Source organism: Streptomyces sp. NPDC086549 (assembly GCF_044746205.1).
In the GTDB taxonomy this organism is placed as follows: domain Bacteria; phylum Actinomycetota; class Actinomycetes; order Streptomycetales; family Streptomycetaceae; genus Streptomyces.
Map to the genome: position 1 here is coordinate 1 of NZ_JBIVBS010000011.1, position 12,402 is coordinate 12,402.

At 68.5% G+C, this 12,402-nt stretch carries 13 protein-coding genes and 1 pseudogene; 7 read left to right on the forward strand and 7 right to left on the reverse strand.

The genetic code is table 11. From position 1 onward, the window contains the following. Positions 1-419 precede the first annotated feature (419 nt). Positions 420-1,331 (reverse strand): serine hydrolase, encoded by a 912-nt coding sequence (locus tag ACIPSA_RS29890; protein WP_402639895.1) that lies wholly within the window; start codon positions 1,329-1,331, stop codon positions 420-422. Positions 1,332-1,913: 582 nt separating this feature from the next. On the opposite strand from ACIPSA_RS29890, the gene ACIPSA_RS29895 reads away from it, so the two are divergent. From ACIPSA_RS29895 to ACIPSA_RS29905, 3 genes are all read left to right on the forward strand, one after another. Further along, complete coding sequence (locus tag ACIPSA_RS29895; protein WP_402639896.1) at positions 1,914-2,816, forward strand: FG-GAP repeat domain-containing protein; 903 nt, start codon at positions 1,914-1,916, stop codon at positions 2,814-2,816. A 284-nt stretch (positions 2,817-3,100) separates the two neighbouring features. Further along, positions 3,101-3,868, forward strand: a complete 768-nt coding sequence (locus ACIPSA_RS29900) for a hypothetical protein (protein WP_402639898.1) — start codon at positions 3,101-3,103, stop codon at positions 3,866-3,868. A gap of 252 nt (positions 3,869-4,120) precedes the next feature. Next, positions 4,121-4,678: a GNAT family N-acetyltransferase gene (locus ACIPSA_RS29905; RefSeq protein WP_402639900.1), complete on the forward strand. Its 558-nt coding sequence runs from the start codon at positions 4,121-4,123 to the stop codon at positions 4,676-4,678. Between the two features lie 51 nt (positions 4,679-4,729). On the opposite strand, the gene ACIPSA_RS29910 is transcribed toward ACIPSA_RS29905, so the two are convergent. Further along, positions 4,730-4,900 (reverse strand): hypothetical protein, encoded by a 171-nt coding sequence (locus tag ACIPSA_RS29910; protein ID WP_402639902.1) that lies wholly within the window; start codon positions 4,898-4,900, stop codon positions 4,730-4,732. 246 nt (positions 4,901-5,146) lie between these two features. Here ACIPSA_RS29910 and ACIPSA_RS29915 point away from each other — a divergent pair, with 246 nt between their 5' ends. Then, positions 5,147-5,842 carry a hypothetical protein gene (locus tag ACIPSA_RS29915; RefSeq protein WP_402639904.1) on the forward strand — a complete coding sequence of 232 codons (696 nt, stop codon included), beginning with the start codon at positions 5,147-5,149 and terminating at the stop codon, positions 5,840-5,842. Positions 5,843-5,883: 41 nt separating this feature from the next. Beyond that, positions 5,884-5,979 (forward strand): annotated as a pseudogene (locus tag ACIPSA_RS29920) (IS5/IS1182 family transposase); the annotation flags it as partial. A 30-nt stretch (positions 5,980-6,009) separates the two neighbouring features. On the opposite strand, the gene ACIPSA_RS29925 reads toward ACIPSA_RS29920, so the two are convergent. Together ACIPSA_RS29925 and ACIPSA_RS29930 are read right to left on the reverse strand one after the other, a co-directional pair. Continuing rightward, positions 6,010-6,681 carry an AfsR/SARP family transcriptional regulator gene (locus tag ACIPSA_RS29925; RefSeq protein ID WP_402639906.1) on the reverse strand — a complete coding sequence of 224 codons (672 nt, stop codon included), beginning with the start codon at positions 6,679-6,681 and terminating at the stop codon, positions 6,010-6,012. A gap of 6 nt (positions 6,682-6,687) precedes the next feature. Further along, a complete protein-coding gene (locus tag ACIPSA_RS29930) occupies positions 6,688-7,293 on the reverse strand; it encodes a DUF6082 family protein (RefSeq protein ID WP_402639908.1) in 606 nt (201 codons plus the stop codon). A 444-nt stretch (positions 7,294-7,737) separates the two neighbouring features. Between ACIPSA_RS29930 and ACIPSA_RS29935 the strand changes: the two genes are divergently transcribed. After that, positions 7,738-8,565 (forward strand): class I SAM-dependent methyltransferase, encoded by an 828-nt coding sequence (locus ACIPSA_RS29935; protein WP_402639910.1) that lies wholly within the window; start codon positions 7,738-7,740, stop codon positions 8,563-8,565. Positions 8,566-8,815: 250 nt separating this feature from the next. Here the strand turns inward: ACIPSA_RS29935 and ACIPSA_RS29940 are convergent, their stop codons facing one another. The 3 genes from ACIPSA_RS29940 to ACIPSA_RS29950 form a co-directional block, all read right to left on the reverse strand. Next, positions 8,816-9,481 (reverse strand): response regulator, encoded by a 666-nt coding sequence (locus ACIPSA_RS29940; RefSeq protein WP_402639911.1) that lies wholly within the window; start codon positions 9,479-9,481, stop codon positions 8,816-8,818. Further along, positions 9,478-10,698, reverse strand: coding sequence for a sensor histidine kinase (locus ACIPSA_RS29945; RefSeq protein ID WP_402639912.1), 1,221 nt, complete (start codon positions 10,696-10,698; stop codon positions 9,478-9,480). Before ACIPSA_RS29945 ends, ACIPSA_RS29940 begins: the two co-directional genes overlap by 4 nt. A gap of 123 nt (positions 10,699-10,821) precedes the next feature. Further along, positions 10,822-11,214 (reverse strand): hypothetical protein, encoded by a 393-nt coding sequence (locus ACIPSA_RS29950; protein ID WP_402639914.1) that lies wholly within the window; start codon positions 11,212-11,214, stop codon positions 10,822-10,824. 826 nt (positions 11,215-12,040) lie between these two features. Between ACIPSA_RS29950 and ACIPSA_RS29955 the strand changes: the two genes are divergently transcribed. Beyond that, positions 12,041-12,334: a hypothetical protein gene (locus ACIPSA_RS29955; RefSeq protein ID WP_402639916.1), complete on the forward strand. Its 294-nt coding sequence runs from the start codon at positions 12,041-12,043 to the stop codon at positions 12,332-12,334. The last annotated feature ends 68 nt before the right edge of the window (positions 12,335-12,402 follow it).

The window sequence follows — 12,402 nt, forward strand, 5'->3', positions numbered from 1 at the left end:
CCAAAGGCGATGCACGGTGCCCCCAAGCGCTCACGCCAACGGCACCGTGCATCGCGGCACAGCAGCCGACCGGGTTCAGCCGAGCCCGACACTGCTGCTGACCCCACCGCCCGTCCTGCAGCCGGGTCCGGCGGATGTGGAACCGTCTGGGGATTCCTCAGCCGGGACGGAGTAATTCCAAGGGTTCTGGCAGCCCTGGGGGAACGCGCCTGTACGTTGTTCCGGGCTTGCGGTGGGTGAGTTCCACGGGGCCGAAGAGGGCGATCGTGGCTGATGAACGGCTTGATGCCGAGTGGGTCCGGGCTTGGTGCAAGCAATCGGGTGCGGCACTCACTGAACTGATGCAGTCGTTCCAGGTACGGCACGGCTTCCCGCCCGGCAGGAACGCGGTCACGCTCGCCACGGAGCAGATGCCACCTTCATGGTTGCCGACGAAGGTATTCGACCGCCAACCGGGCCGCTGTACCGATCACGGAATCGGCCTGTGGTGTCCAGGCGCCGGGACCAGCCGGTCTGGTGAATACCGCCACCGCGAAACGAGAACCGTCCGGGTACTGCACAACCCCCGCATCGTTGCTCGCACAACCGGGAACAGTGCCTGATTTGGCTGCTACCCGCACCTCGTCACTGAACCCGGCGGCAATCTTCCGGGTCAGCCGCTGCTGGCCGAGGATGGTCCGCACCGCCCGGCAAGCATCAACCGGACCGGCTTCGTCACGCCAGATCAGCCTCAGCAAGGTCGCCATCTGCCCGGCCGTTGCGCTCGTGATACGGCCGGGCCGCAGGGACGGAGCGGACAGTGCGCGCTCCCAAATGCGCTCAGCGTCCGCCGGCGAACCTGCTTGACGCATCGCACGTCCCATCTCCGCCCACCCCGCGAAACCCGCATCGCGGCCAATGGCATCGAATTCCTGCCGGATCGTGCCCTCCAACCGGATCCGGTCCAGACCCAAGTCCGCCAAGCGGGCATGGATGCGCGACAGCGATACCCGGCCGATCAACGTGTCGGTTGCGGTGTTGTCGCTGATGGTGAGCATCATCCGGGCAATATCACGCAAGGAGACCTCAGCCTCGTCCTCGAAGATGCAAAGCCCCTGACCGCCTGGCGTGGCCTGCGCCGGCGAGAAGCGAACACGCTCCGCCAGATCCAGGCGCCCCTCGGCAGCCTGGCAGAACAGCTCCAACGCCACCACGATCTTGAACGTGGACGCGGCAACCACCAATTCGGTATCCCCGAAAACCACCCGGCCCTGACCGTCGATATCCAGGACAGCCACACTGCCCCGGCAACCGGCTCCGGCAAACACCTGCTCCAACCTGTCCTCGATCATTCAGCCACGATGACCCGCCCGACACACACCCCGAGGACGATTCGCCAACGGCGAACCTCGGGCCGCAACCCCGCCGAGCATCCGCAAGATGGTCCTGCTTCAGCGACCCTCCGCGACATCTCTCCAAGGTCCGTGCCAGAACCCATTTCTCGCGAACATCCGTGAGACCTCGTCCCTCGACCCGCTTCCCCAACAGCTGTACAAACGCTGCTGCCTAATGTGAACGCAGCCACCGGCCGCGCTTCCAGCCCTCGGCGGGCGTGCGAGCGGCTTCCTTACCAAGCCCGAGCCCGGCCTGTTCACCCTCACCAAGGCGGCTCCAGGCACCCCAGAGGCCAACTCGCGCTGAAACTCCGCGAACGCTCGCGGAACACCCACTGAGGCGCATTCGGCCACAGGAAAAGGGGCGCAACACATACGCGGTTGCGGCCTTTCCGCGGTGCCATCTGGCGGAATTTTACATTCCGCACCTCACCGTAAATCCACTTGGCCAAACGTGCGAAGATCCACACAATGATGCGGGCGGTCCCCCCACCGATGCAGAGCGCACCGCCTGATTCCGCATACCTCATGGAGTCATACATGACGCAGTCTTCCCGGCGTGCACGCGCCCTGTCGCGTCTCGTCACCTCGGCGATCGCCGTCGCCCTCGTCGGCGCCACCGCCGGCGCCGCACTGGCCGACGCCCCCGCGACGACCGATCCGGCGAAGAACGTCGCCCGCAGCACCGCCGCGGCCGGGCAGCACAAACCCACCCCCGCCGCGCCCTTCTTCTTCCTCTCCGGGATCATGCCGTCGGGCCAGATGTACGTCTACATGCCCGATGGGAAGGGCGGCTTCGATGACCGGTCGGGCGCCTACGTCTGGCCGCACTTCAGGTACGGGGTGTCGATCGACCCCGATCTGACCGGCTACCAGGACGGTGCGTACCACGTCATGGACGACGGCACGCTGAATCTCTGGCGCAACGGGCACCTCAAGAAGGTGGCCACCGGCTGGGGTCAGTACAACATCGTCTTCTCCCCCGGCACCCTGGGCGGCGCCAAGCACCCCGACCTGCTGGCGCGCGACGAGCGGGGCGTCCTCTGGCGCTTCCAGACCAAGGCGGACGGCTCGCTGGCACCGCGCGTCAAGGTCGGTCCCGGCTGGAACCAGTTCACCCAGATCACCGGACAGGGCGACCTGACCGGCGACGGCAAGCCGGACATCGTCGCCCGCGAAAAGCGGGGCGTCCTCTGGCTGTTCAAGGGCACGGGCGATCCGCGAAAGCCGTTCGCGGCCCGCATGAAGGTGGGTCCCGGCTGGAACCGGTTCAACAAGCTGGTGGCCACGGGTGACGTCGACGGCGACGGCCACAGCGACCTGCTCGCCCGCGACCCCGAGGGCAACCTGTGGCTGAACAAGGGGACCGGCAAGGCGGCAGCGCCCTTCAAGCCTCGAGTCAAGATCGGCAACGGCTTCAACCAGTACCGCGACCTCTTCTAACGCCCCCTACAGGGCCCCGACACAAGACCCCCTACGCGGATCCGTGAGCGTTTCTGTGGCTCCGCTGTACCGGTTGCGAGGCCGATCGATGTGCCCAGAGCTATCGCTCGCAGAGACGAACGGAGCCCTGGCACGTCGCGGCTCCTGCGGCAACTCATACGCGCCATACGCGTCCTGGCCGACCTGGTCTCGGACTTCACCGGTCTGAACCCGCCACTCACCGTCCGCCGGCCGCCGCCATCCGGCCAAGCTAGCTGTGCCGCACGGCCGGGCCGATGGCCAGGATGACCACGATCGTCCTGCAAGACCTGAGCAGCCGCCAGGAATCACGCGCCCGGTTCACCGTCGCCCGCGCCGTCGCCAACCGCACCTACTTCCTCAGTCATCAGTCCAAGCAGGCCCACGCCGCGCACACGGCCACCGACGCTCTCATGGACCGGCTCCCCGAATCCAAGCGGTCGGACACATGGCTGACGCAAGAGCCAACTGCACGCCCTGGAGCTGTCCGCGCCGACCAGGCGGAGCTTGCCAAGGCCGAACGAAGGCTGGGCCTTTCGTCCGACGTGATCACATCAGGCGATATCCTGGACCCGCCGCCGCAAGGATCGACACGCCCGGTTGGTGCAGTCTCACTTTCAACGGGAGGCACGGTGCAACGCAAGACAGTCGTGGTCGAGGGTCAACGCGGTTCGGAGTGGGGCTGGTTCCTGGCCTGGACCGCGGTCGGCGGGTGTCTCGCCCTGGGGCTGGCCGCCCTGTTGTCGGTGGGCGTGGCCCTGATCGCCCTGGCCGCTGCCGTCGGCGTGTTCCTGCTCCGCAAGGGGCACAGGAACGCCGTCGTCGGGGGCCTCGCTGGCCTGGCCCTGCCTCTCTTCTACCTTGCGTACTTGAACCGGGGCGGCCCCGGGAACGTCTGTCACGCGACGGCTGGCGGGCGTGCCTGCACCGACGAGTTCGCGCCGGTGCCGTTCCTCGCCGTCGGCGCGCTCCTGTTCGCCGCCGGATTCGCGATCTTCCTGGTGCTTGATCACCGGCACAAGAGGACCAACTGAGCTGCGGACCCCTTTCCGGTTCTCCGTGCTGGTCGGCCGGAAAGCCGGGAGGGTGGTTTCGTTCACGGTCGTCGGCAGCGTGTGTCTATCTGTTTCAGCAGCAGTCGGTGACCGGTGACCCGGCGGATGTTCACGAGAAATGACGTCCCCGGGACCAGCATCGTGCTTCGTTGTCGTTGCGGCGCTGAACGGAGTGACGAGGGCTGAGGGTGCTCACAACCCGAGTGGGGGCCGGGCTCGGACCAGGGCAGGTTGGGCGCATGGAGCAACCCTCTTGAGGTACCTGAACTCGCCGCTGACGCCGGCTTCTCGCTTCGGCCGTGGCGTCTTTCAGACCTTCCGCTGGTCCGTGAGGCGTCGGAGGACGACTACATCCCGTTGATCACGACGGTGCCCTCACCGTACTCCGAGTCGGCCGGCGTCGCGTTCGTCGAACGGCAGTGGGGCCGGGCGACCACGGGGGCCGGGTATACGTTCGTCATCGTGGCCTCCGACGACCGGCCGGTCGGTCAGGTGGGGCTGTGGCTGAGGGATCTGGAACAGGGGCGTGCGTCGCTGGGCTACTGGGTCGTCAAGTCGGCGCGTGGTCAGGGTGCCGCCTTGGCTGCCGTCGATGCAGTGGCCGACTGGGCCTTGGGGGATCTGCGGATTCCCCGGCTTGAACTGTGGGTGGAGCCGTGGAATGCGGCCTCCGTGCGAACTGCCGAGCGCGCGGGGTTCCAACGTGAGGGACTGCTACGGGGGTGGCAGCAGGTCGGGGACGAACGCCGGGACACGTTCATGTATTCGCTGCTGAATGACAGGCTGTGATGTCGTTGGTCCTGCCGGCGAGCCGGCAGGACCAACGTGCCGGCAGCGGGATCAGCCGGCCTTGGCCGGGGCTTCGGCCCGTGCCTCAAGCGTGGTGAGGACCAGGTCGGTGGCCCACAGCCGGTTCGGTGCGGGTGCGGTGAAGTCACGCTGAACCAGGTCGGGGCGAGCGTGGCCTGCGGATCGCGGCGTCTCGCGCCGCCACTGCGGTCCTCCGGACACACTGCCCGATGTACACGGCCGCCTTGCCCTCGCCGCAGACGGCGTTCGCGCGATCCCACGGAGCGGCCAAGCCCAGTACCGGTATCTGCGACAGGCTCGGCACCCGCCGGCGCACGGTGACAGCTGAGTACGCGTACTCAGGCGACCCCTCGCTCCCACCGTTCACAGTGGTCATGGTCACGGAAAGGGGTAACAGTGGTGGGGCATCGACGGCATACCAGAGCCGTTCTGGGCATGGTGTGCTGCGTGGCGCTGCTGGCGGTGTCCGCCTGTTCGCAGGACGGCGCCACCAGCCCGAAGACAGTCCGCAAACTAGCCGGCAGCGCCGAGGCGGTCAGGGCCCGCAAGCAGCTGGAGCAGGAGAACCGGAAGACCATCGCCTACTGGGATGCCCACACGCCGCTCACGCTCGGACTGGTCACCGTGGACGACTGGTGCATGGGCGGGCGGGCGAAGGAGTTGTTCTTCCAGGACGGCGACGACCGGTACAAAATCCGCTGCACGATGCAGGTCAGCGCCTACTTCGGCGCCAGCTCTCACCATGTGTCCGACACGATCGACGGCATCCTCACCGCAGGCGACCGCGATGGCTCCCCGATCCCCTTCGGCCACGACTTCTACTACGCGACCAAGGTCGTCGACTACTACCGGGGCAAGACAGGAAACCCTCAGGGCCCGGGGACCGGTGAGCCGAACCAACTGTTCAGCGCGGGTACGGTCACGCTCGACTGGGACCAGGTGCGCCAGAGCGGAAAGCGTGAGCTGATCGAGGAACCACCGGCATGCTCCCCGAGCGATCCGCCAGTCCAGCGGTGCCTGCGTGAGCCGGCCACCACCAGCGTCGCGAACCTGCGCCGCAAGTACGGCATGGTGTTCAAGCTCGTCTTGTCCTCCACGGAGTACTTCACCGTGTACAAGGACGGCCAGACAGTCAGCCATTGATTTGGCAACCGAACGCACGGGTGAGCTTGAGCGGACAGCTCCTGACGGCCGTACTCGATCCGCCCCGCACCCTGGTCGAGTGGGTCACCATGCTCATCGTCACTCGTGAGGGCAACCGCCGCCGCAATCTCGCACCGTACAGGCATTCAGCGCGCAAACACTGCTGGTCACCGGCGGCGCAGTCCAGTAGCCACCGGCCTCACGGATTCTGCACCAAGACCCGCCCAGTCACGGCAGGAGAACCACCTCATGTCCGTACCCCAGACGCCCCACACGTTCGGGGCAAGCACCACCGCCGCCTGACGGCCGGGAACCCTCGGCGGCTTCGCCCTCACCGTAGGTGAAGTCCGGTAGCGCGGGGAGGAGTTGGGCAGGCGGGGGCGGTGCGGGAGGGCAGCCGGACGAGGCCTCGTCATCGTCGCCTTCGGACGACCGATCCTGCGTGGCGGGCTCCGCCGGGCCGGGGCGCCGGGCACGATGCTCTGGTGCAGTGCGGCCAACTCCGGGCCCGGTTCGACGCCGAGTTCGTCGGCGAGGATCCTGCGCGCGTGCCGGAACGCGGCGAGGGCGTCGGCCCGCTTGCCCTCGCGGTTGAGCCCTTCCATGAGCAAGACGTGCGAGCGTTCGCGAAGTGGATCGGCGGCCACCAGCTCGGTCAGTTCCCGGACGCACCGTTCGGCGCGGCCACCGCGCAGATCCAGGGTGATGCGCTGTTCCCAGCGGGCCCGGCCGCAGTCCCCCTTCGCCCATGCGACCGGCGACCTATCCGCATGAGACTCCGCGTATCGCGTCAGAAAATGGCTACCGCTTGGGTCCGTACCCAACGTTAGGGTGAGCACCGTGCATCAGCATCGGATCATCTGCCCGCCGCCCCGCTCCTGAGCAGGGCGTCTGCTGGGCCCGGCCAGATGAATGGCCGCGGCCCTCCTCGGTGTTGCCCGATTAGCCGTTGATCCGCTGATGCCCTGCTTTGACGCCGTTTCCCTTTCTCTGCGTCGAAGCTGGCAGCGCGCATCGGCAGGCTTCAGCGTTTGCCGGGCGTCGTCGAACACCTTGGTGAAGGTCCGCAGCTTCGCGTCATCGCCGGCCAGGCCGGCGCGTGCGGTGCGGGTACGCTCCCAATACCGACGTCCGTCCTCCCCGGCCAGAAACGCCGAGGCATGCGCGCGGAGCTGATGCTGAGACAGGGCACCGATGCGCCACTGCAGTTCCCAAGCGGTCATCTGCGCCTCGAAGAACAGGTGTCGGCGGGCCTCTCCGGGCTCCGAGCCGTGCGGCCCGGCCGCCGCCCGGGCCAGGTCCGGGTCGGCCGCCGCGGCCTTGAGCAGGTCCACCTGCGTCTGCAGCACGGTGGCCCGCAGTGTCTCCCGGTGCTGCTCGCGGAACTGCACCACGTGCATCAGTAAGACGGCCACCACAGCGGCCAACAACAGAGCGAACAGGATGGACACAGCAACTCCGTCCACACCAAAGACAGTTGGGGCTGATGCTCCACCGCGCCCACACCGACAACAAGGACGGCCCGGCTTCCTTCCCTGAACCCTCACAACCGCAGGCTCGCGCGCTGGCTCGGCAGAGCGGATTCCACAGAATGCGGATCCTGCACTCCAGGCGGCTTCAGCGCATCGACCGCAAGATCGCCGCGGTCGTGGAGCAGCAGGCCGAACGGGAGCAGGGGCGCCGGCGGCGCGCTCGACCGCCGGACTGGATCGTCGAACTCGGTACCGGCACAAGCTCACCAGGCGAGTCCTGGGTTCCGCCGCCCTGCTGCCGTACCTTCGACGGCGGAATCAGCGGCCTCGGGACACGGTCTTGGTTCTGGCCTCCGCACCACGGCAGCGGCTGCCGGCAAACCAGTGGCGTCTCCATGAACGAGCTCCATAGGTTGTGCGCCTGTGACTGATGACCCGAAGATGCGCCCGAATCGACACGACCTCGGCCGGGTGTTCAACGAGGTGCCGGAGCTCTACGACCGGGTCCGGCCGGGGTACCCCGACGAGTTGTTCGCGGACGTTGGAGCCATCACCGGCATGGACGCAAGGTCGTCGGTGCTGGAGGTGGGCTGCGGTACCGGTCAGGCGACGGGCTCGCTGGCACGGATCGGATGCCCAGTGACCGCCATCGAGCCGGGCGCGGACATGGCCGCACTCGCTCGCCGGCGGATCGTCTCCTTCAGCAACGTCGAAGTCGAGACGTCAACGTTTGAGGAGTGGGATGACCGCGGTCGACGCTTCGATGTTCTTGTGGCTGCGTCGTCGTGGCACTGGGTCGACCCGTCGATCGGCTGGCAGCGAGCGCACGACGTGCTGTATCCCGGAGGCTGGATGGCGCTGCTCGGCAACGTTGTTGTCCGCAGGCCGGGAGAGCCGGAGGTCTATGCGGAGACCGCCGATCTCCACGAGCGGTTCTCCCCCGGGAACCCCGGCTGGGGTCATCCGCCGCTGGAGGACGACGTGCGCACCACCAACGAGGGTTGGGGCCTGGTCGACGATCCCGGAGGGTTGTTCGGCCCGACGATCGTGCGCTGGTACCCGACGGTTCAGTGGTTCAACGGGGACGGCTTTGCCGATCTCCTTCGCTCGACCTCGCTGTATCGGAGGCTCGACCGCGACGTCCGTGAGCCCCTGCTCGACGCCATCGCGGAGCGCATCCGCACGCGGATGGGCGACCGGGCATCACGCCGTTATCTCAGCGTCCTGCGTGTCGGACAGCGTGTTGAGTGAGGCCACGGACGATGTAGCTGCTTGTCAGCGGTGTGCTTGTTCCTCCGGGAGATACAGCGACGGATCAGGCTGCGCTGGAAGGTCCGCGATCAGCCGTGGGCATCCAGGCCGTTGCGATCGAGTGTTGCTCGGAACTGGCTGAGCCGCTCTGTGCCCAGCCGGCGCCTGTCGGTCGGCGATGGCGGACACCTTCCGGCGGCGCCCACACGCATCCCGGACAGAGCCGAAACGGGCCTCCCCGGCCGCGAGGTCACACCTCGTCCGTGGGACCCGCCTCTCCGCTCAGCCCTGCGCGCATGGCGAGCAGTCCGGCCTGTACCCGGTTCTCGCAGCGCAGTTTCTCCATGATCCGCGAGACATGGGCCTTCACGGTCGGCACGCGCAGGGCCAGCCGCCGGCCGATCTGGGCGTTGCTCAGCCCGTCCGCTATCGCCACCAGCACCTCCCGTTCGCGTGGTGTGAGCGAGGACAGCCCGGGCGGCACGGCCAGCGGTGGCTCCGCGGCCACCCGCGCCACCAGGTGGTTCACCGCCTCGGGGGCGAGGGCATGGAGGCCGGCCGCGGTGTTCCGTACCGCGTCGAGGACCTGGCCCGGTTGGGCGTCCTTGAGCAGGAAGCCATGGGCGCCGGCCCGAAGCGCCGGCAGCAGATAGGTTTCGGCGTCGAACGTGGTCAGCATCAGGATCCGCGGCGGTGCGGGCAACGCGGACAGTTCCCTGGCGGCGCCCACTCCGTCCAGGCCGGGCATCTGCACGTCCAGCAGCACCACGTCAGGGGTCAGCCGGGCACAGGCCTCGACCGCGGCCCGCCCGTCGTCGGCCTCGGCGACCACCGTGATGTCGGGGGCAGTCTGCAGCAGCAGGCGCAACCCGGCGCGGACCAGGGCTTCGTCGTCGGCGAGCAGGACCCGGATCACTGAGCCTCCCCGGCGGGTTCTGCCCTCATCGTCTCCTGCTCCCGGTTCGGTACGGGCGGCACGACGGGCAGCCGGAGCCGGACCCGGAACACGCCGTCCCGGTTCTCGGTGTCCAGGGTGCCGCCGAGGAGCGCGGCCCGCTCCCGCAGACCGCGCAGGCCAAGGCCCGCGCCCTCGCCGGCCGCCTCCCCTGGCAGGCCGGTCACCGGGTTGGTCACCTCACACTCCAGGTTCTTCCCGTCCACCCGCAGCCCCAGGGTGGCGCGGGCGCCGTGGGCGTGTTTGCGGATGTTGGTCAGTGCCTCCTGGACGATTCGGTAGACCGTGTGCTCCACCGCCGGAGGCAACGGCTGTGCGCCGGCTCGGACTTCCGTCACCGCCACTGACCACGGCGCCCAGTCCACGGGGACGCCCGCCGCCGCCGAGTCGGCCAGCAACTGGGGCAGATCCCGCAGTGCCGGGCCGGGCTGGAAGGAACTCTCGACGGTCTCCGGGGCACGGAGCACATCGAGGATCTGGCGCAGCTGAGCCAGCGCGCGCCTGCCGGTGACTCTGATCAACTCGCCGGTCTCGCGGGCTCGCTCCGACTCCTGCGGGTCCACACTCAACGCGCCCGCGTGCAGCGTGATCAGGCTCACCTCGTGGGCCACCACGTCGTGCATCTCACGCGCCAGCGCGGCCCGCTCCTCCGCACGGACCCGGCGGGCGATGAGCAACGCCTCCCGCTCGGCCTGCTCGGCTCGCTCGGCCAGCTCCTCCAGCCTGGTGTGCCGGTACCGGATCACCGTGCCGCGCCAGGCGGGCGCGCCCACCAACAGGGCTGCCGCGATGGCGCCCGCCGCCGGGGCGTCGGTGGTGAACTGGCTGAGCACCGCGGCTGCGTAGACGCCGTACCGCAGGGGGTTCGGTGCCCGCCGTTTGGCCAGCGAGTACATCGCGAACGGCAGGGCCGGCTGAACGGTCAGCAGGCTCGCTCCGGCGACCACGGCCGCCACCAGAGTGGGCCGGTCGCGCCGCCAGGCCAGCAGGAGCCCGGTGGCGCACTCCAAGACAAGGGAGACAGCGAGCGGCAGTGGCAGCAGGGACCGCGGTGCGGCGGCCGGCAGGAGTCCTCCAGAGGCGATCAGCCCCGCCAGCACCCAGGCAATCGGCTCGGAGGGCCACTGGATCCGGGCAGGGCGGGCCGCCACCGAGGCGGACACAGAGGAAACGGACACGTGTTCCAAGGTAAGGGGCCCTTCGGATGATGGTTCCGGGAACCGCCGCCGACCGGCGCACAGTGGCCGCGACCCGGCGGGGCGGAGCGTGCCCCCGGGTGGGCCTGCGTGAGACCGAGCCGCTCAGGGCCGGGCGTTCTCACTGCTCTTGGCCTTGTCCCGGGCGGCCTCCTCCTCGGCGGACGGCAGGGCCTGGGTGGCGGCGACCTTCCCGTCCCGGTAACAGATCTGAAAAGTCTGCTTCTTCTCCAGGGACACGTGCTTCTGCAGGTAGTAGTCACAAGTGGCGCCGACCGGCGGCTTTGGCTTGTCCTGCGGCTGAAGACCGCCGGGCGCACCGAGGCGGTCGCGCACGGCGTCCCGGTTCTCGCCGACGTGAACGCCCTCGAACTGGGCCGCGGTGATCGTGTGCGAGGTGATGTCGTTCGCGACGTGCCTGATGGTGAACCAGAGACCGACTCCGGCCAGCACGGCGAGTCCCAGGATTCCGAGCAGGATCTTTCCGGCAAGGCGCATGGCAGAACTCCTTGGCTATGGGGGTACCGACGTCCTTTGACGTCGTCCAAGCAGTTTGTTCCGGCACTCCGCGCCGATCGTCGCCCTGGACGAGGAACCCGACCCCCGACTTTCGTATCCCCCCACGTAGTCCGTACGGAAAGAACCACTGGCGCCTGCGTGCACAAAGCGCCGACCCGGCCGCCCCGCCCCGCCCCGCCCCTGACGACACCCTCACCATCCCCGAACTCTTCGACGCGACGCAGGAACTGCTCGTGAACTGAACGCTCGGCACCCGCGAGTCGGCTCGGGCGGGCGCCGGATGCTGATCCTGGACCCGGCGACCGGTGCCGTATTCGGCCTGGAGACCACGTTCAGGCGGGACGACCCCGAGTACGGCGTGCGGCCGGGGACGTCATGGAGTACAGCGCCTGGATGCGCTGGGCCAACGGCGGTGTCCTCGGTCCGCCCCGGCTCAGTCCCCCTCGGCGAGGAAACCGGTCACCTGTGCCATGAGCCGAGGGACGCCGATGGCTTCCGCCCAGCGGACGATCTCGCCAGCGGCGTCAACTTCCCCGCTCACACGTTCGAAAATCCCGCTCAGGGCTCAGGGCTCAGGGCTCAGGGGTCCATTCCACGGGAGGGGGTCTGCGGCTGCAGCGGGCTCTCCCGGCGCCGTAGTGGGCAAGCTGGACCCGTGGCCGGGCCACGGCACCTGTCGATCACGCAAAAATCCCCCTAGTCCAGCTCGGCAACGTCGGGGCAGTTGCCGGGTCCGGCCGACCCGCGCTCGGCGGGTGCCGATCCGATGCAGCACATGATGGACCTGAGTGACACGATCGGTGCTATGGGCACCGAGACGGACTGGGTGTACCGGGTATTCGAGCCGCACGGCTCGGAGGGATGGCGCCCCTACGGCAGCAACCCCGAACGGTGGCGGGGCACGATCACCGCCGACGATTCGAGCGAGGGCCCCCAGTACGCCCTCTCCCTCGTCGTCGCCGACCTGATGACCGAATGGAAGACGCGCGGCCTCCACCGCGCGAAGCACGTGCGGGTCTGCCTCTGGCGCGACGAGGAGGGCGAGGCCGAGGACGCCGACGCCATCGTGGAGGTCCGGCCGAACATCGACACCGAGTGACCAGTCGGCGTCCGATTCACCATGTCTATACCGATCCCGCGCCAGGCATGACGGAAGGCTCCCGCCTG